The 18,855-nt window shown below is 68.4% G+C and carries 19 protein-coding genes; 13 read left to right on the top strand and 6 right to left on the bottom strand.

Going from position 1 to position 18,855, the window contains the following annotated elements; all coding sequences use genetic code 11:
- The 3 genes from BCL67_RS02695 to BCL67_RS02685 form a co-directional block, all read right to left on the bottom strand.
- On the bottom strand, positions 1-398 hold a 398-nt coding region (locus BCL67_RS02695), incomplete at its 3' end, for a helix-turn-helix domain-containing protein (protein WP_146131060.1).
- Positions 399-594: 196 nt separating this feature from the next.
- Entirely contained in the window at positions 595-1,182 is a 588-nt protein-coding gene (locus BCL67_RS02690) for a DedA family protein (RefSeq protein WP_258174697.1), read from the bottom strand.
- Positions 1,183-1,238: 56 nt separating this feature from the next.
- On the bottom strand, positions 1,239-1,583 hold the full coding sequence (locus tag BCL67_RS02685; RefSeq protein WP_106121913.1) for a hypothetical protein: 345 nt from the start codon (positions 1,581-1,583) through the stop codon (positions 1,239-1,241).
- A 121-nt stretch (positions 1,584-1,704) separates the two neighbouring features.
- Here BCL67_RS02685 and BCL67_RS02680 point away from each other — a divergent pair, with 121 nt between their 5' ends.
- Together BCL67_RS02680 and BCL67_RS02675 are read left to right on the top strand one after the other, a co-directional pair.
- On the top strand, positions 1,705-2,724 hold the full coding sequence (locus tag BCL67_RS02680) for a thermonuclease family protein (RefSeq protein WP_106121912.1): 1,020 nt from the start codon (positions 1,705-1,707) through the stop codon (positions 2,722-2,724).
- Positions 2,725-2,741: 17 nt separating this feature from the next.
- Complete coding sequence (locus tag BCL67_RS02675; protein WP_106121911.1) at positions 2,742-2,999, top strand: hypothetical protein; 258 nt, start codon at positions 2,742-2,744, stop codon at positions 2,997-2,999.
- 3 nt (positions 3,000-3,002) lie between these two features.
- Here the strand turns inward: BCL67_RS02675 and BCL67_RS02670 are convergent, their stop codons facing one another.
- Positions 3,003-3,470: a GNAT family N-acetyltransferase gene (locus tag BCL67_RS02670; RefSeq protein WP_106121910.1), complete on the bottom strand. Its 468-nt coding sequence runs from the start codon at positions 3,468-3,470 to the stop codon at positions 3,003-3,005.
- 36 nt (positions 3,471-3,506) lie between these two features.
- Between BCL67_RS02670 and BCL67_RS02665 the strand changes: the two genes are divergently transcribed.
- The gene (locus BCL67_RS02665) at positions 3,507-3,965 is read left to right on the top strand and encodes a 23S rRNA (pseudouridine(1915)-N(3))-methyltransferase RlmH (protein WP_106121909.1); all 459 of its coding nucleotides are present in this window, start codon (positions 3,507-3,509) and stop codon (positions 3,963-3,965) included.
- A complete protein-coding gene (locus BCL67_RS02660) occupies positions 3,958-4,638 on the top strand; it encodes an NADPH-dependent F420 reductase (RefSeq protein ID WP_106121908.1) in 681 nt (226 codons plus the stop codon). Before BCL67_RS02665 ends, BCL67_RS02660 begins: the two co-directional genes overlap by 8 nt.
- A 44-nt stretch (positions 4,639-4,682) precedes the next feature.
- On the opposite strand, the gene BCL67_RS02655 is transcribed toward BCL67_RS02660, so the two are convergent.
- Positions 4,683-5,339, bottom strand: a complete 657-nt coding sequence (locus BCL67_RS02655) for a dihydrofolate reductase family protein (RefSeq protein ID WP_106121907.1) — start codon at positions 5,337-5,339, stop codon at positions 4,683-4,685.
- 237 nt (positions 5,340-5,576) lie between these two features.
- On the opposite strand from BCL67_RS02655, the gene BCL67_RS02650 reads away from it, so the two are divergent.
- The 9 genes from BCL67_RS02650 (at position 5,577) to thiD (ending at position 17,684) form a co-directional block, all read left to right on the top strand.
- A complete protein-coding gene (locus BCL67_RS02650) occupies positions 5,577-10,487 on the top strand; it encodes a DNA glycosylase AlkZ-like family protein (protein WP_106121906.1) in 4,911 nt (1,636 codons plus the stop codon).
- A gap of 66 nt (positions 10,488-10,553) precedes the next feature.
- Positions 10,554-11,318, top strand: coding sequence for a VOC family protein (locus tag BCL67_RS02645; RefSeq protein WP_219886363.1), 765 nt, complete (start codon positions 10,554-10,556; stop codon positions 11,316-11,318).
- 39 nt (positions 11,319-11,357) lie between these two features.
- Entirely contained in the window at positions 11,358-12,377 is a 1,020-nt protein-coding gene (locus BCL67_RS02640; protein WP_106121904.1) for a pseudouridine synthase, read from the top strand.
- Positions 12,374-13,027: a DedA family protein gene (locus BCL67_RS02635; RefSeq protein ID WP_106121903.1), complete on the top strand. Its 654-nt coding sequence runs from the start codon at positions 12,374-12,376 to the stop codon at positions 13,025-13,027. Before BCL67_RS02640 ends, BCL67_RS02635 begins: the two co-directional genes overlap by 4 nt.
- Positions 13,028-13,103: 76 nt before the next feature.
- Positions 13,104-14,858 carry a hypothetical protein gene (locus tag BCL67_RS02630; RefSeq protein WP_106121902.1) on the top strand — a complete coding sequence of 585 codons (1,755 nt, stop codon included), beginning with the start codon at positions 13,104-13,106 and terminating at the stop codon, positions 14,856-14,858.
- Between the two features lie 35 nt (positions 14,859-14,893).
- Positions 14,894-15,661 carry an AMIN-like domain-containing (lipo)protein gene (locus tag BCL67_RS02625; RefSeq protein WP_106121901.1) on the top strand — a complete coding sequence of 256 codons (768 nt, stop codon included), beginning with the start codon at positions 14,894-14,896 and terminating at the stop codon, positions 15,659-15,661.
- A gap of 54 nt (positions 15,662-15,715) precedes the next feature.
- Complete coding sequence (locus tag BCL67_RS02620; protein WP_058887432.1) at positions 15,716-16,255, top strand: NUDIX hydrolase family protein; 540 nt, start codon at positions 15,716-15,718, stop codon at positions 16,253-16,255.
- A 33-nt stretch (positions 16,256-16,288) separates the two neighbouring features.
- Complete coding sequence (locus BCL67_RS02615; protein ID WP_181255860.1) at positions 16,289-16,867, top strand: hypothetical protein; 579 nt, start codon at positions 16,289-16,291, stop codon at positions 16,865-16,867.
- Positions 16,860-17,684: a bifunctional hydroxymethylpyrimidine kinase/phosphomethylpyrimidine kinase gene (gene thiD / locus BCL67_RS02610; RefSeq protein ID WP_106121900.1), complete on the top strand. Its 825-nt coding sequence runs from the start codon at positions 16,860-16,862 to the stop codon at positions 17,682-17,684. Before BCL67_RS02615 ends, thiD begins: the two co-directional genes overlap by 8 nt.
- A 21-nt stretch (positions 17,685-17,705) precedes the next feature.
- On the opposite strand, the gene BCL67_RS02605 is transcribed toward thiD, so the two are convergent.
- On the bottom strand, positions 17,706-18,401 hold the full coding sequence (locus BCL67_RS02605) for a response regulator transcription factor (protein WP_106121899.1): 696 nt from the start codon (positions 18,399-18,401) through the stop codon (positions 17,706-17,708).
- Between the last annotated feature and the right edge of the window lie 454 nt (positions 18,402-18,855).

Genomic DNA, 18,855 nt, shown 5'->3' with positions numbered 1-18,855 from the left:
TCAAACCTGATGAGTGAGGATTTCGGGCGCTTCTTCGGCGCGGGGGCCACCAGGTTCTGCCGGGCCAGGATCCGCGCGATGCTCGCCCGGGAAGGCACCTGGGACTCCGGCATGGTCTTGCGCAGGTGGTCTCTGATAGTGGCCGGTCCAGCGTCCAGGCCCTGGGAGGTCAAGGACCTGCGCAGGTCCTTGATCGAGGTGACCACCGCCGGTGGGGTCTGGGCGGGGTGAGATCTCGGTCGACGGGATCCGGGATAGAACGCGTCGTCGCCTTCTCTGGCCCACTGTCTCAATAGTTTGGAAACCCAGGATCGAGAGACCCCGTAGGCCCTCGCTGCTTGGGCCTGAGTCATGGTGCCCGAGGTCACTGCCTGAATGATCTGCCTGCGCGCGCTCATGCATCATCATCGGCGCCTCAGGTGTTTCCGATGTTTCGAGACATATGTTGACGATGTATTGAGACTCAACACCACCGTCACCGCCGAATGAGAACCCCGTTGATCTGCAGTCATGCAGTCAGCGGGGTTTTCTGCATCCCCCAGACCTCCCGGGGCCGCCCCGGACGGGTCGAATCGACCACAGGCGCAGGAGCCCTCAGGCCGACCCTCGGCGCCGCACCGTCCGCAGCCGCTGCACCACGAAGATCAGCACCGCGAGGACCGCGAGCGCCACCACGATGTTCGAGAGCACCCCGCTCCACTCCTCGAGGACCGGTTCGATGGTGGGACCCAGACCGAACCCCAGGCCGATCCAGATGCCGTTCCAGATCGCTGACCCGATCAGGGTGAAGAACAGGAACGTCGTCACTCGCATCCGGGTGATGCCGGCAGGGATCGAGATGAAGGACCGCACGATCGGCACGCATCGCCCCAAGAGCACCGCCCACGGGCCCCAGCGATGGAACCAACGTTCAGCCTTGTCGAAGTCCTCGACCTTCAGCAGCGGGAGCCGGTCCATGATGCCCCTCGTGCGCTCCGCGCCCAGGGCGGCGCCCACCGCATACCAGAGCACGGCGCCGACCAGCGAGCCGAGGTTCGCCCAGAGCCATGCACCCCACGGGCTCATCAGGCCGGCATATGCGAGGAAGCCTGCCCCGGGGAGGATCGCCTCGGAGGGGATCGGCGGGATGAAGTTCTCCAGGAAGATCGCCAGGCCGACTCCGGGCTCACCGAAGCGATCCATGAGGCTGAGGACCCATCCGATGAATCCTTGATAGTCACCGCTCGGCTGGGCGGCCATCAAAGAGCTGCCCCGGCAGGCACCACATACGAGGTGACCCTGCGGACCCGCGCGGTCTTCGCCGTCGAAGCAAATCCGAAGAAGTGCGCGAAGCGGACCCGGGATCCGTCGGGGCGCACCGCGACGCCGTCGCAAGAGCCGACCCGGCCGTGGGTCACCACGTTCTCCAGCCACAGCTTCGTGAAGCCCCGTGCCACCTCCCCCGGATGCACGTCCCAGGAGGCCTCCGCCTCCAACCATTCGTCAAGGTGCGACTGATCCTCACCGCCCCAGGCTCGCGCCAGCTCAGCGACGATCAGCATCCGCGGTGAGTTGCCGCAGTTCTCGGGGATCTCAAACTCCATGGCAGAACACTAGCCCCACCCGCTTGGAGCGACGAGATCGAGCGTCCAGGTCAGGCTACTGTGAGCACAGACTCCTGCACCCCGCGCGAGTCGGTCACTCGAACTTGATGAGGTTCCCTTGATGTCTCAGCACTCCCCGGGGCGATATCCCCTGCCCCACGGCGCTCAGAGCATGGGCGCGCAGAAGCTCTCGGCCTGGCAGAGGTTCAAGCGCTGGCCCGTGGTCCTGCGTGTCGCGACCCTCGGCTGTGGTGGCCTGATCGCCCTGTTCGTGCTGCTGATGATCATGGCCGTCATCGCCGTCATGGTGAATCCAGAGGCCGCTGAGGAGCGCGCCGCCGAGACCGATGAGCAGGAGCTCGTCGTCGAGGAGCCCGAGGAGTCAGAGGAACCGGAAGAGTCCGAAGAGCCCTCGGAGGAACCGACCGCATCGGAGACGCCCTCGGCGACCCCGACGCCCACACCAAACCCGACACCCTCGCCCACCCCTTCACCCACCCCGACACCTACCCCGACACCGTCTCCCACACCGACTCCGACCGACGATCCGAACGAGCACACCGCGGTCGTGGTGCGCATCATCGACGGAGACACCGTGGAGCTGGACTCCGGGGACACCGTGCGGGTCAGCGGGATCGACACACCAGAACGCGGGGAATGCCACTTCGACACCGCCTCCACCCGGATGAGTGAACTGGTGCTCGGCAAGACCGTCACCCTGACCCGCGACGGCGAGGACACGGACCGCTACGACAGGATCCTGCGCTACGTCGATGTGGACGGCACCGACGCCGGCATCACCCTGATCGAGGAGGGTCTCGCCACTGCCCGCTACGACTCGCGGGACGGCTATGGGTTCCATACCCGGGAACCGGACTACATCGCCGCCGACGACGGCACCGCGCTGCAGACCTGCGCCCCTGAACCTGCCCCGGCCCCGGCACCAGCCCCCGCGCCAGCCCCGGCTCCCGCGCCGGGCCAGCAGGGTGCGAACTGCGATCCCAACTACACGCCCTGCATCCCGGTCTTCCCGCCGGACATCAACTGCGGCGATCTGGACGTCGCGGTCAGGGTCATCGGCGTTGACGTCCATGGCCTGGACGGCGATGGCGACGGCTTTGGATGCGAGGCCAATGGCTGAGGCGTTATCGTGCTGACATGGGTAAACAGTCCAAGTCCAGTGACCATGGGCGCGCGCAGGAGTTCACCGCGGATCCGTCCGTGCTCGAGTGGGCGTCCGGCGGGAAGTTCTGGACCGGCTGGCAGAGCGCGGTCGCGATCATGGGCATCCCGCTCATCGCGTGGATGTACCTCGCGCCCTCCGATCTGCAGCTGACGCCCGTCTGGTACCTGGTCTCCTGGGTGGCGATCTTCGTCATCGCCACGGTGACCGGCCGGGTGCGCCGTCGCTTCTGAGCGTCAGCCTCGCCGCATCGGGACGTGGGGAATCCCGTCTTCCATGAACGTCTCCCGTGACCGGGCGAACCCGAAGGACTCGTACCAGCCCTGGAGCGGCGCCTGCGCGTCGAGGACCACGGGAGACTCCGCGGACTGCGCCACGCAGAGCTCCACCCCGCGACGCATCAACTCACCCGCCACACCGGTGCCCCGCACCTCGGGGCTCGCCACGACACGTCCGATCCGGAAGCCCTCCGGCTCCTGGAGCACCCGCAGCGTGGCGGTGGGCGCGGCGTCGTCGGCTTCCTGATCGGCCGTACCGCCGACGGCCCAGAGCATCACGGCACCGGGCTCCAGGTCCCGGCCGTCGAGCTCCGGATACGGGCACTGCTGCTCGACCACGAACGTGTCGGTGCGCAGCTGCAGGATGCGGTAGAGCGTGACGGGATCCATCTGGGCCACCGGGGCGGCGTGAAACTGGGCAGGCATGGGCTCCATCCTAGGGTTGCCGGTAGTCTCGAGCGTATGAGCGTCACTGCCCTGGCCATCGGCAAGAAGCACGAGAAATGGGCCGTGGAGGGGATCGAGCGCTACACCAAGCGGCTGCGCAAGCCCTATGACCTGGACTGGAAGCTGCTCCCCCATTCCTCCCGCGAGCATGACGCGGCCCGGCAGGAGGAGTCCGAGCGGATCCTCGCCGCGCTCAAGCCCCAGGACCATGTCATCCTGCTCGATGAGCGCGGCAAGAACATCAGCTCGACCAGCCTGGCCGAGCACCTCCAGGCCAGCTTCGACAAGGGCCAGCACGTCGTGGTGATCATCGGCGGAGCCTATGGGGTCACCGATGAGCTGCAGCACCGGGCCGACTTCGTCTGGTCCCTGTCCAAGCTCGTGTTCCCGCATCAGCTGGTGCGGATGCTGCTGGCCGAACAGGTCTACCGCGCCCAGGAGATCTCCGGCGGGCGCTCCTATCACCATGTCTGAGCCCGGCGCCGATCCTGCTGCCCCCGTGACGCCCGTGGTCGGGATCCTCGGCGCCGGCCGCGCCGGCACCGCCTTCGCCCGGGCCCTGCTGCGCGCCGGCATCGCCGTGGACATCGCCTCCACCCGACCGCCCCGCGCGCTGCAGCATCACCTGAAGATCTACGCCCCTGGCGCGACGCCGGTGGTGGGTGCGGACATCGCCGAACGCGCGCGGGACTCCAGCGGCGTGGTGATCCTCGCCGTTCCGCAGGAGGAGCTCGATGAGGTCGACCCGGCCTGGGTGGCCGGGACCGTGCTGATCGACGCGACCAACACCTGGCAGGACGAGCTGCTCCCGGGCTGGCTGCAGGCGGCGGTGGACGAACAGCTGCCCACCTCGATGGCGCTGGCCGGCAGGTTCGGCTCCGCCCGGGTGGTCAAGGCGCTGAATCACATCGCCCACTCCGAGATCGACGACGCCGCCCAGCCTGCCGCCGACCTGTCCCAGCGGCGAGCGCTGGCCGTGGCCGGGAACGACGACTCCGCCCGTGGACTGGTCATGGGGCTGCTGGTCCGGATGGGCTTCGACCCGGTCTCGCTCGGCGCGCTGGCCGCAGGTCGGATCATGGAGCCCGACGGGCCGCTGTTCAACCGGCCGCTGCGCCGCGAGGACATCCTGCGCTTCGCCCGCTGAGCTGCCGGCCGCTGACTGCCGACTGCTGAACGTCGAGCAGCTGATCAGCCGGTGCGCCGCGTGAAGACCAGGTGCACGACTCCGCTCGGTGAAGGTGTCGCTTCGACCTCGAAGCGGCCTTCGACGCCTTCGAGCCCGTCCCAGAGCCGTTCGCCGCGCCCCAGCAGGATCGGCACCAGGACCAGGTGCATGAGGTCGACCAGATCAGCCTCGAGGAACTGCCGCAGCGTCGCGACACCGCCGCCGATCCGCACGTCCAGGCCTCCGGCGAGGTCGCGGGCATGGGCCAGCGCGGAGACCGGGTCGGCGTCCACGAAGTGGAAGGTCGTGCCGCCGTCCATCTCGAGCAGCGGCCGCGGGTGGTGGGTCAGCACCACCACCGGGGTATGGAAGACCGGGTTCTCACCCCACCAGCCCCGCCATTCCTCGTCCTCCCAGGGGCCGCGCTGTGGGCCGAACTTGTGCCGGCCCATGATCTCCGCGCCGATCCCGGTCCCCCACTGGCTGGCGAACGCCTCATCGACGCCGCGGGATCCCCTGGTCTTGCCGTGCAGCCCCATCTCTTGGAAGGTCTTGGTCTCGAAGGCCCACTCCATCAGGCGCATCCCGGCGTGACCGAAGGGCGCCTCGAGCGTCTGGCCCTCGCCGGCGCCGAAGCCGTCGAGGGAGATCGAGAAGTTGTGCACGCGGACCAGGGACATGGCATCTCCCGGGGTGTCTGTCACGGGGGATCACCCGGCTGTGGTCGATGCCCCGCTGATCGAGGCTCAGGCTACTCCTGACCCGACGGGGATCGCCATGCTTCGGGCTCTGCCACCGCGTGGGCAGTTCGCGGCGAAATGACGGCTCCGGCGAGCGCGCATTCCACCGCAATCCGCCCACCCGATCTGGGGCCAGACGCGTCAAGACATGTCCGTGGCGGCCTCTAGAGTAAGACCATGACCGCCCTGGAACCTTTCACCGAGCCGACCCGGCGCTGGTTCCAGGCATCCTTCGGGCAGCCGACCGCCGCGCAGGCCGGCGCCTGGGACGCCGTCGCGCGGGGGAAGAACGCGCTGGTGGTCGCGCCCACCGGTTCGGGCAAGACGCTCTCGGCGTTCCTCTGGTCCATCGACAGGCTCTTCGCCGAGCCCACCGCGGGCACCTCGGTCCTCTACATCTCCCCGCTGAAGGCGCTCGGCGTGGACATCGAACGCAACCTGCGCAGCCCGCTGGTCGGCATCGCGCACACCGCCCGCCGGCTCGCCGCCGAGGGCGCCGCCGCGGAGCCGGCGGAGATCACCGTGGGAGTGCGCACCGGTGACTCCACACCCAAGGAGCGTCGGGACCTGGTCCGCAAGCCCCCGCAGATCTTGATCACCACCCCCGAGTCGCTCTACCTGATGCTCACCTCTCAGGCCCGCAGCACCCTGGCCGGGATCAAGACCGTGATCCTCGATGAGGTCCACGCGCTGGCCGGGACCAAGCGCGGCGCCCACCTGGCGGTCTCGCTGGAGCGGCTGAACAACCTGCTGGAGTCCCCGGCCCAGCGGATCGGACTCTCCGCGACCGTGGAGCCGCGCGAGGAGGTCGCCCGCTTCCTCGGCGGTTCGGCGACGGTGGAGATCGTCGCGCCGAAGTCGGAGAAGAAGTGGGACATCACCGTCTCGGTGCCGGTCGAGGACCTCGCCTCCCCCAGCACCGCGCCGCCGGTCAGCGCCAACGCGCCCGCGAGTGCGACCCTGATCCCCGCCGCCTCCAACGGCACAGCAGACCCCGAGGCTCCGGCCGTCTCCGCGGACGCCTCAGCCCTCGACTCCGCCCTCGATGCGCTTCCTGCGGATGACCAGCTGCTCGGCGATCCCCTGCTCAGCGACCAGCCGCTGCAGCCCAGCATCTGGCCCCACGTGGAGCACCGGATCGTGGACCTGGTCACCGAGAACCGCTCCACCATCGTGTTCGTGAACTCGCGCCGGCTCGCGGAGAAGCTCACCGGCCGGATCAACGAGATCTGGTCCGAACGCCAGTCCCCGGTCCCGGAGAACACCTCCGACGACGACGCCGCGGCCGACCCCGAGACCGGCGAGCCGGCCCCGCTGGCCCGGTCACACCACGGTTCGGTCTCGAAGGAACAGCGCAAGCTCACCGAGGAGGCGCTGAAGTCGGGCCAGCTGCGCTGCGTGGTCGCCACCTCCTCGCTCGAGCTCGGCATCGATATGGGCGCGGTGGACCTGGTCATCCAGGTGGAGGCCCCCTTCGCGGTCTCCGCCGGGCTGCAGCGGATCGGGCGCGCCGGCCACCAGGTCGGTGAGGTCTCGGTGGGCTGGTTCTTCCCGAAGCACCGCGGGGACCTGGTGAGCACCGCCGTCATCGTCGAACGGATGCTCGCCGGGCAGATCGAAGCGCTGCACATCCCGCGCAACCCGCTGGACATCCTCGCCCAGCAGACCGTGGCCGCCGCTGCGATGGACCCGCTGGACGTGGAGTCCTGGTTCGAGACGCTGCGCCGCAGCGCGCCCTTCGCGACCCTGCCGCGCTCGGCATACGAGGCGACCCTTGACCTGCTCGCCGGGAAGTACCCCTCCGACCGGTTCGCCGAGCTGCGCCCCCGGGTGATCTGGGACCGTGACGCCGGCACCATCACCGGACGCCCCGGCTCGCAGCGGATCGCGGTCACCTCTGGCGGCACCATCCCAGACCGCGGACTCTTCGGGGTCTATCTCGCCGGCGGGGAGGACTCCGGCTCGGCCCGCTCCGGCGGCCGCCGGGTCGGTGAGCTCGACGAGGAGATGGTCTACGAGTCCCGGGTGGGTGACGTCTTCGCCCTGGGCGCCACCAGCTGGCGGATCCAGGAGATCACCTTCGACCGGGTGCTGGTCGTCCCGGCCTTCGGGCAGCCCGCCTCGCTGCCGTTCTGGCGCGGAGACGGCTTCGGTCGCCCCGCCGAGCTCGGCCGGGCCCTGGGCCGGTTCACCCGGGAGGTCCACGCCGGCGCCGCCGAGCCCACCGCCGAGCGGCTCACGGCGCTGGGCATGGACACCTGGGCGCAGGAGAACCTGCTGCGCTACTTCACCGAGCAGCAGGACGCCGCCGGAGTGCTTCCCAGCGACACCACCCTGGTGGTGGAACAGACCAAGGACGAACTCGGAGACTGGCGGATCGTGCTGCTCTCCCCCTATGGGCTGCAGGTCCATGCCCCCTGGGCGCTGGCGGTGGGCGAGCGGCTGCACGATCGCTTCGGCCTCGACGGCTCGGCCATGGCCAGCGACGACGGGATCGTGCTGCGCGTGCCGATGATGGATGAGGACCCGCCCGGCGCGGAGCTGTTCGCGTTCGACCCGGACGAGCTCGAGGACCTGGTCACCGGTCAGGTGAGCTCCTCGGCGCTGTTCGCGGGGCGGTTCCGAGAAGCTGCGGCCCGGGCCCTGCTGCTGCCCAAGCAGAACCCCGGCCAGCGCACCCCGCTGTGGCAGCAGCGCCAACGGTCCTCCCAGCTGCTGGAGGTCGCATCCGGCTACCCGGACTTCCCGGTCATCATGGAGGCGATGCGGGAGGTCCTCCAGGACGTCTACGACATGCCCGCACTGCTTGAGCTGCTGCGCAGCATCGCCCAGCGCAAGCTCAAGATCGTGGAGACCACCACCCCGAAGCCCTCTCCCTTCGCCCAGTCGATCCTCTTCGGCTACATCGCCCAGTTCCTCTACGAGGGAGACTCCCCGCTGGCCGAGCGGCGCGCTGCCGCACTCTCGGTGGACCCGGCCCTGCTCGGTGAGCTGCTCGGGCGGGTGGAGCTGCGCGAGTTCCTCGACGCCGCGATCATCGCCGACTCCGAGGCCTACGCCCAGCGGCTGCTCCCGTCCCGGCACCTGCGCGGGGAAGAGGGCGTCGCGGACCTGCTGCGCCTGCTCGGACCGCTGACCGCCGACCAGCTGGCCGCACGGCTCCAGGAGGGCGAACCCGCCAAGGACCACGCCGAGGCCCTGGTCTCACAGCAGCGGGCCTTCCGGGTGATGTGGCGCGCCGGCACCGCCCCGGGGCCCACGTCGACGTCCGGCGCCGGCGAGCAGGACCAGATCGAGGAGCGCTATGCCGCGATCGAGGATGCCTCCCGGCTGCGCGACGGCCTGGGGACCCCCATCCCGGTCGGCATCCCCTACGCCTTCCTCGACCCGGTGGAGGACCCGCTCGGAGACCTCGTCGGGCGCTATGCCCGCACCCACGGCCCGTTCCTGGTGGAGGAGGCGGCCGCCGAGCTGGGACTCAGCCGCGCCGTCGTCGTGGACACGCTGAGCAGACTGGTCCGCGAGCACCGGGTGGTCGAGGGCCTGTTCCGTCCCGACCGGGTGACCCCCTCCGACGCCCGCCCCGGCACCGTGGAGTACTGCGACGCCGAGATGCTGCGCAGGATCCGCCGTCGGTCCCTGGCGGCACTGCGCGCCCAGGTGGAACCGGTGCCCACCCCCTCCTACGCCCAGTTCCTGCTCGAATGGCAGGGCATCACGGCGGCACGCGGCAAGGGCTCCTCCTCCTCGGGCGTCTCCGCCGTGGCGGAATCCCTGGCCCAGCTCTCCGGGGCGGCGGCACCTGCCAGCGCCTGGGAGTCCTACATCCTTCCTGCCCGGATCCCCGAATACCGCCCCGGGATGCTCGATGAGCTGCTCTCCGCCGGGGACTTCCTCGCCGTGGGCAAGGGCGCGCTCAGCGGACACGACGGCTGGCTCGCGTTCTACCCCCGCGAAGACGCTGAGGCCCTGCTGAACCGGCCCGGCAGCGCCGGACCCGGCAACAACGGCGAAGACTTCACCCCCACCGCGCTGCAGGACGCCATCCTCGAGGTCCTGGCCCGCGGCGGCGCCTGGTTCATCGAGGCGCTGCACGACCAGCTCGACCCCGACCTCACCGTCTCCCGGGAGACCACGAAGAACGCGCTCTGGGAGCTGTTCTGGGCCGGACGGGTCGCACCCGACAGCTTCGCCGCGCTGCGCCGGTTCATGTCCACCGGGACCACGGCACACAAGAAGCAGCCCACCCCGGCCCGGCCTCGGCACACCTCGCGCCGGATGGCGCTGCGCCGGGCCACCGAATCACACCGCGCCCGGATCGGCGCCAGCTCGGCCTCCGGGCCCACGGGCATCGGCGCCGGAGGCCGCTGGCAGCTGGTCCCCCACGGCTCCGTGGACCCCACCGTCGCGGCGCACACCCGCGCCGAGATCCTGCTGGACCGCTACGGGGTGGTCACCCGCGGCTCGGTGATGTCCGAGCAGCAGTCGGGACTCGGAGCCTCCGCCAAGGGCGGTTTCGCAGCGGTCTACAAGGTGCTCTCCGCGGCGGAGGACTCGGGACAGATCCGGCGCGGCTACTTCATCGAACAGCTCGGCGCCGCCCAGTTCACCTCCTCCGCGACCATCGACCAGCTCCGCTGGATCTCCGAACGCCTCGAAGACGCCGCCGAACAGGCCAGCGCCGAATCCGGTGGCGGGGCCCCCCGCGCGAGGAAGACGCAGGACGCCGCGGTGGTGCTCGCCGCCACCGATCCGGCCAATCCCTACGGCGCGGCCCTGGACTGGCCCGAACTGGAGAGCTCCACGCACCGCCCCGGGCGCAAGGCCGGCGCCGTGGTCGTGCTCTACCGCGGGAAGCTGGTGCTCTACATGGAACGTGGCGGCCGGACCCTGCTGCTGTTCACCGAGGACGAGTCCACCATGGACCTGATCTCGCGCGCGCTGGTGCCCGCCCTGCGTGCGGCCAAGACCGGACGGATCGCGGTCGAGCGGGTCAACGGTGACCGGATCCTCACCCACCCGCTGGGACAGCTGCTGCGCGACGCCGGATTCAACTCCTCCCCCTCCGGACTCAGGTTCGCCCCATGATCACCGCACCAGATCAGCGCCGCACACGGTCACGGAGCACCCAGAATTTCCGGCTAGGCTGAGGTCATGACTCTTTGCATTCCGTTTCTGATGTTCCAGGGTCAGGCCCAAGAAGCGATCGACCACTACCTCGACGTCTTCCCCGACGCTGAGCTGCTGGAGATCGTGCACCACCCCGTGGGCACTGAGATCTACGACCCCACCCCACCATCCTCCGACGAGCCGGACTCTCTCGAAGCTGCGTCCGTGGACGCCGCCGACACCGAGATCCCCGAGGATCCCGCACGCCTGGACGACGCCGCAGCTGAAGAATCCCCCGAGGGTGACGACAATTCTGCGCCGGCCGCGCAGGAGTCCGACGACGTCGAGCCGATCACACCCGATCCCACAGACTCGGAAGCCACCGACGCTGAGTCCACCGGCACTGAATCAACGGACGCTGAGTCCACCGACACCACGCTGATCACGGTCGAGCACCGCGAAGACGCGTCCGATCAGGACGAGGTCATCTCCGAGCCCGTCCCGCTGGTCGCCACCGCCCAGCTCAAGATCGGCGGGCAGGTGCTGATGATCCAGGACAGCCTGATGAAGCACCAGTTCAGCTTCACCCCCTCGATCTCGCTGGCCGTGGTCGTGGACTCCACCGCAGAGTTCAACCAGATCGTGGACAGCCTGGCCCCCGGAGGAGAGTTCCTCATGGAGCCCGGCGACTACGACTTCGCGACCAACTTCGCCTGGATCAAGGACCGCTTCGGCATGTCCTGGCAGGTCAACCAGCCCCTGGGACAGCCCGAGCCCACCGCCACCGCCGAGGCTCCGGCCTGGGGCTGAGCCCCGCCCCGGACCGCTGACCTCCCCAGACACCGCGCTGTGACGCAGAAGTCTCCTCTCCCCGTGCGCAACGGCGTCAATGCCACGCGCCTGCGGGTCCCGCTTGCCGGGCCCTGGCCCACGGTCCACGACTACGTCCTGGAGACCTTCGGGCACATCGACCACGGCGGGATCACCCGACGCTTCGATGAGGGCGACGTCGTCGACGTCCACGGCACGCCGCTGAGCACCTCCACCCCGCTGGGCGACCTCGAGTTCCTCTGGTACTACCGGTCGGTCAGCCAGGAGATCCCGCTGCCGGTGACCGAGGAGCTCATCCATGAGGACGACCACCTCGTGGTGGTGGACAAGCCGCACTTCCTGCCGACGACTCCAGCGGGGCGCTATGTCCAGGAATCGCTGCTCGTGCGGCTGCGCAACACCCTGGACCTCCCCGACCTGGTGCCGATCCACCGGCTGGATCGCGGCACCGCCGGCGTCGTGCTCTTCTCCAAGCAGCCCGCCACCCGAGGTGCCTACCAGCTGCTCTTCGAGAACCGTGTGGTGCAGAAGTCCTACGAGTGCGTCAGCGCGAGCCCCACCGGGATGAGCGCCGAGACGATGGCGGCGCGGTTCCCGCTCACCGTGCGCAACAAGATCGAAAAGACCAAGGGCGTGGTGGTCTCCCAGCTGGCCTCCTACGCGCCGGAGCATTCCGGCAAGCGTCCGCATGACCGCACCGCTCGGCAGGGCAAGCGCCGGACCGAGGCCATCCCCGGCGCGAACTCCTCCTCTCAGATCGAGCTGCTGTCGACGGGACGCAGCCCGTCGGGGCACGACGTCGGCCACTTCCGGCTTAATCCGCATACCGGAAAGACTCACCAGCTGCGCATCCATATGGCTTTGCTGGGCCTGGGTATTCTGAATGATCGTTTCTATCCCGAACTTCTCGATGACGCCCCTGACGAGTTCGACAAGCCGCTCCAGCTGCTGGCCAAGACGCTGTCCTTCACGGATCCGCTGAGCGGGGCGCCACGCAGCTTCATCTCATCCCGAACCCTCCAGGAGTCTCCGCAGTGATCAACCCCGCGATCGCCTTCGGCCTCAATGACCTCGGCGATGCGGCGCTGTATCAGGAGTGGGGGCTCTATTACTTCGTCGTCCTGGCGGTGGCGGTGGCGTTCACCGCGATCGTGCCGCCGTTCCCCTCCGAGGTGATGGTGATCGCCTCTGGCACGATGGCGGCCGAGGACATCTTCCCGCTGCTGCTGGTGCTCGCGATCACCTTCGTCGGCTGTCTCGCCGGCGACATCGGGGTCTACCTGCTGTTCCGGTACAAGCTCATCCGGCTGCTCTACCGGTGGAGTTGGGGACGTCGGCTGCACCGGAAGATGCTTCGCATCTCGCTGCGCGCGGGCGGCGCCTCCACATGGGCGGGACTGCTGCTGATCCGCGGAATTCCCGGGGGCCGGTCGGCCTCGATGGCCACTGCAGGGATCATGCGGCTCGGCGGGCGCGCCATCGTGGCGCTGTGCCTGCTGGGTGCGCTCACCTGGAGCCTCTGGCTGGTCGGCTTAGGTTACATTACGGGAACAACTACAGGGCTCCCACCCTGGGCTAGCACGGCGGCCGCCATCGTTGTGGGTACCCTGGTGGGGTTGGGAATCACAGTGCTGATGACCCGGCAACGTTCGCGTCGGGGGTCCGAACGAGAGTCGGTAGCCGACTGACCAGCCAGTATGTCGGGGCAGCCCGCTCAGACAGTGACCACGAATGCCAGCCATGACCTAGAGGGGGATCACGGGCTTGACCGAGAAGTCCCAGGACGAGTCCGCCGAGACGCTCTCCGCCGCCGAGGAATCCGGCGCGGGCACCGAGACCTCGCCTGCGTCCACCGAGGACAGCTCAGCCGCCGTCGCTGCGGCTGAGCCGGATGCCCCTCCCCGGCCGCAGACGCAGGCCGCAGACGCTCCGGCAGAAGATGCCGTGGCAGAGGACGCCCCGGCAGAGAGCATCGAAGCCGCAGACACCCAGGCCAGGACCGCGTCGCCGACCAGCCAGCCGTCAGCGGTGGAAGAGTCTTCCGCAGCTGAGCCCAGCACGCCGGAGACCTCTGCACCGAAGTCTCCGGCCACCGGTTCTCCAGCATCGGGGTCTTCCGCACCGGCCACCTCTGGGCCCTCCGTGCGGTGGAGCCGGCCCACCCCGGCGCGACCCACTCCCAGTGCGGCCAAGGCCGATGAGACCGACGTCAGCGGCTTCTTCGACAACCTCGACGAGAAGTTCATGGGCGCCGCCCGTAGACTCGGGGCCGCGTTCCGCCGCACCCCCTCCGAGGACACGTCCGATTCAGCTCAGCTGCCCTCATCAGGCAGTTCCAATCACACGGCCCCAGCTGACTCGGCTCCGCATGGCCCCGACGCCTCGGGGCGGCGCGCCTCAGCAGGCGCCGGAAGCCCCACCCGCGCCGCCTCAGGCCCGGAGACTCCGGAAGCTGGTACTGAGCAGGCTCCGCTGAGCCTGCCGCGTCCGCGCCGCTCGCTGGACGAACAGCGCCGGCGCGATGTGATCCTCAAGAAGGCAGCGGCCATCGAGGCCGCCACCGCCTTGAACTACCGACCCACGGGCCGGGAAGTCGTCGAGTCCCCCGATGAGGAGGAAGACCTCTTCACCTACATCCCGCCCTACAACCTGCCCTCCCGGGATCCCGATCCGGCACCGGTGCGCACAGATCTCTACCGGCAGATCTTCGTGACCGTGGGCGCCCTGGCGGCGCTGGCCTCACTGGTCTGGATGTTCGGCATCTTCCCCGCCTCTCCGGCGATACTGGGCGGCACCGGACTTGATGAGCTCGCAGGCGGCTGGTACTCCGGTGAACAGGCGCTGCTCTCTCCGCACGCGAACTTCTACTGGCTCTGGCCCATCATCGTGCTGGGCCTCCTGGCGCACGCGGTCCACCAGTGGACCACCACGCAGATCTCCACCCCACGGCAGCGCCGATCCGGCTGGCAGGTCGGCTCGGCGTCGCTGCTGATGCTGGTCTGGACCTTCGGGGTCCATCAGGGGATGCTCACGCTCTCCGTCCTGGCCTCCCTGGCCGCAGCCCTGGCGCTGATCGACGCGATCCGGCAGTTCACCTTCCGCACGGCCCGCACCGGCGCAGAACGCCGCTTCTCCGACACCACCACCGGGCTGTTCACCGGCTGGGCGATGGTCGCGGCGATGTCCTCGCTCTCGATCTGGCTGACCGCCATGGGATGGCGCGTCCCCGGCATCCCCGCCGTGATCTGGGCGCTGCTCGGACTGGGCATCTGCATCTGGGCCGCCGCCTACTATGCAATGACCGAACGCGGCAGGATCGCCGTGGCCCTGGGCATGGGCTGGGGCATGTTCTGGCTGATCTTCCCCCGGCTGCTCTCCGACGTGACCTCGGTCTGGGTCGCCATCTGCGCCGCGATGGGAGCCTTCGTGGTCATCCTGGCGACCGAATCTCGCCGACACAAGATCAACCACGCGGAGCGACGCGCCGCCATGGGACGCCCGCTCGAAGACATCATCTGACCCAGCACCTGCTGGACCACCGCACAGGAGGCACGATGAGGCACCCCAACAGAAGCCATATCACTGCACTTGGAGCAGCCACGCTGCTGCTCCTGGCCTCCTGCGGCTCCCCCGAGGAGGACCAGGACGCCGCCCCCGCCGAGGACTCCGCGGCCACAGACACCACCGAGGCCACCGAGGACGCCCCGGAATCACCCGAGGCGGAGGCGCCTGAAGAGTCCGAGGAGTCGGGAGATTCTGAGGATCCGGAGTCTTCTGAGGACCCCGCCGAGACGCAGACCGAGCAGCCGACGGACTCCGAGACGTCCCCGGCACCCGAAGACCAGGACGACGACGCCGCCTCAGCGGACTTCCACACCGGCGCCCAGGAGTCAGAGGGGTTCCCCGGGGAGTTCACCGTCGGTGACGAGCCCAATCAGCTGGTAGACATCCGCTCCGGCGTCCACGAGGGCTTTGACCGGGTGGTCTTCGAGTTCAGCGGGGACGGGGTCCCCAGCTGGCGCGGCGAGTACACCGATGCAGCCGCCGAGCTGGGCCGCGGGGAACCCATCGAGATCGCCGGGGAACACCTCCTGGAGATCAACGTCAACGGACCGACCGGGGGAACGGAGTCCTCGGAGGAGCTTCCCAGCGGGGAGTATTACGAACGCGACCGCGGCGGAGCCTTCGAGGAGATCTTCATCCAAGGCCCCTTCGAGGCACATTCGCAGTACCTGATCGGCCTCGACCAGGAGCTCCCCTTCCAGATCCAGCAGCTCGAGGATCCCACCCGGATCGTGGTGGATCTGGCGACCGACCAGTGACCCCCAGCGTCGCCCTGACCGGCGGCGAGCTCCGTTGTGGTGCATGATGGGACCATGAGCATTCGAACCCCAGATCCGAACCCCGGATGGTTGAACGAGGATGACCTCTACGAGGCCCGACGACGGCTCCCGATGGTCTACGTCGAGGCGATCCCCGTGCGGCTCGATCCGCTCGGCTGCATCACCGAGCTGGGACTTCTCTACACCGCTGACGCCGAAGGACACTTCTACCGGACCGTCGTCTCAGGACGCGTGATCTACCGGGAGACCATCCGGGCGGCCCTGCTGCGCAACATCGAGAAGGACCTCGGGTCGATGGTGATGCCCCAGATCCCGGCCTCACCCGTGCCCTTCGCGGTGGCCGAATACTTCCCCTACCCCTCCGAGACCGGACTCGTCGACGACCGGCAGCACGCGGTCTCGATGGCCTACATCGTGCCCGTCTCCGGGGACTGCTCCCCACGCCAGGACGCCCTGGAGCTGAGCTGGATGACGCCGGACCAGGTGCTCAGCCCCGAGGTGCAGGCAGAGTTCCTCGGGGGCCGCGAGAAGCTGATCCGGCAGGCGCTGGCCCACCTGGGTCACACCGGCTGAGCTCCACCAGCTCCGGCCGGTAGAATCAGGCCTATGACCACTCCCGCCCCCGAGAAGTCCGTCCGCCGCAGAAGACCAGCCCGTCGGCAGGACACCGGGCCCCGCCCGGTGCTGCGACTCGGCCTGGCCGGGTGGATCGTCTCCTGGCTCATCCCCACGGCGGTGATGGGCGGTCTGCTGCTCACGCTGGGCTTCATCCCCGGCCTCAACGAGGACGGGTTCCTGGCACCGCTGATCCCGCTGATCGCCGCTGCGGCCGTCGTCGTCGGCATCCCCGGGACCCTGCTGGTGAACCGGCTCTACCGGCACCAGCTGCGCCCCACCGTGCATATCCTCGGCTACGTGCTCGTGGGTCTGCTCTACGGCCCCGTGGTGCTCGTGGTCGGTGCCGGCGGACTGGTCCCGATGCTCATCCCGCTGATCGGCTTCCCCGCCGGCATCCTGCTCGGGATCGGCCGCTGGATGGCGCAGCCGCTGGCCCGGGTCACGGACCCGGCAGAAGACGACGCCGACGCCCGCGCCCTCAGTCCCGAAGAGATCCCCACCCGCACCCCGGTCGGCAACGGCGCTCCCGCGATGGCCTCCGACCAGAAGGACCCCGAGAATGCTTGAGACCACTGCCCCTCCCGCCATGACGTTGACCATCGCGGGCTCGGAAGCCACCGGTGGCGCCGGGGCGCAGGCGGATCTGAAGACCTTCCAGGAACTCGGCACCTTCGGCATGATCGCCCTGACCTGCATCGTGTCCTTCAATCCCAAGGATGAGTGGAACCACCGCTTCGTCCCGGTTCAGACCCAGGTGATCGAGGACCAGATCGAAGCGATCTTCGGCAACTACGGACCCGAGGTGCTGGACACCGTGAAGCTGGGCATGATGGGCTCCCCCGCCACGATCTCCACTGTGGCCGCTGCGATCGCCGCCCGGAAGCCCAAGAACCTGGTGCTGGACCCGGTGCTGATCTGCAAGGGCCAGGAGCCCGGTCACGCCCAGGACACCGACAATGCGCTCAAGGCCGAGCTGCTCCCGCTGGCCACCTTCGTCACACCGAATCATTTCGAGACCGAACAGCTCTCCGGAATGAAGGTCGAGACCCTTCAGGACCTGCAGGCCGCCGCCGCAGAGATCCACCGGCTCTCCGGAGCGGCGGTGCTCGCCAAGGGCGGAGTCCGCCTCGCCGGCAGCGAGGCTGTGGACGTCTTCGTCGACGCTGAGGGCATCGAGGTGCTCAGTGCGCCGAAGATCGGCGAGCATGCCGTCTCCGGGGCGGGCTGCTCGCTCGCTGCCGCGGTCACCGCCGAGCTGGCCAAAGGCAGCTCGCCCCGCGAGGCCGCTCGCCGGGCCAAGGAGTTCGTCACCGCGGGCATCAGTCAGCGCGTGCAGGGCAACACACCGTTCGACGCGTTGTGGCAGGGCGGTCTGCGCGGCTGATCCGCGACTGACAGCAGCAGATCAGAAGTCGTCGCGGTCCGAGACGAGATCCTCGAGCTCAGGTTCGATCAGTCCCAACTGGGTCGCGCGAATGAGAAGCTGGACGCGGTCCCGCACTCCGAACCGGGTGCAGAGCCGACCGAGATGGGCCTTGACCGCCCCCTCGGTCAGCACCATCCGCGTCGCGATCTCACGGTTGCTGAACCCCCGAGCCAAGAGGTTCAAGACCTCCGTCTCGCGTGGCGGGGTCCGAGGCAGGTAGTCCGATCCGGCCAGCGCCACGGAGAACTCCTCCGCCTCGTTGACCGGGTTGAACTCGAGTCGGCGTGCGACGTCGGGGGAGATCGGCACCGAGCTGCCGTGCACCTGACGAATGGCCTCCAAGACCTGATCCGCCGTGGCGTCCTTGACGATATAGCCCTTGGCGCCGGCCTTGAGCGCCTGCAGCGCGTGGCCTTCCGAGCTGAACGTGGTGACCGCCAGGACTGAGGTCTCCGGGGCGATCGCCATGACCGCCTCTGTCGCTTCGACCCCGCCCATCACGGGCATCTTCAGATCCATGATGACGACGTCGGGCATCTCTTCACGCACCCGTTCGATGACCTCCACGCCGTTCTGCGCTTCACCGACGCAGACCATATCGGGGGCCGAGTCCACGTAGGCACGCAGAGCCGCCCGCATGATCGGGTGATCGTCTGCGACGACAAGACGAAGCATGGCTGGACCTGTTCTTTCTCGACCTGTACTCCTGACGCGGAGTTTCACCTTATCTGAACGGTTCCCCAGCCTCGAGCGTCTGGTGCTCCCGCGGCGGGACACATACCCATTTCAGGGACATCGGGATAAATTAGCTACTTAAGTCTACTATGCCTAAATCTAGGCACAACTTAATCTAAGTTTACACGCTGAAACTTCTGCGGTACACCCCTGAAAGGAACAAAATAATGTCACTCTCTTTGTTTGCCTACCAGATCGCCATCGCTTTCACTTTTGTCGCAAGTATAGTTCTCGGCTTCTTTGATGTTACAGGAGTCGAAGTTGAGGGATTCTTTAGGAACTTCATGTGCAGGGCATTCCCAAACTCCTTCGGATGCTGAACTAAGCGCCTGGATTCGTCGTATTCTGAAGCGTGACGTTTTCCAGTGATGTGACGCCAAGCCGTCGAGTCCTC

The sequence above is a fragment of the Nesterenkonia sandarakina genome, assembly GCF_003003175.1.
Taxonomy (GTDB): Bacteria; Actinomycetota; Actinomycetes; order Actinomycetales; family Micrococcaceae; genus Nesterenkonia; species Nesterenkonia sandarakina_A.
This window is presented reverse-complemented; position numbering and strand designations above follow the sequence as displayed.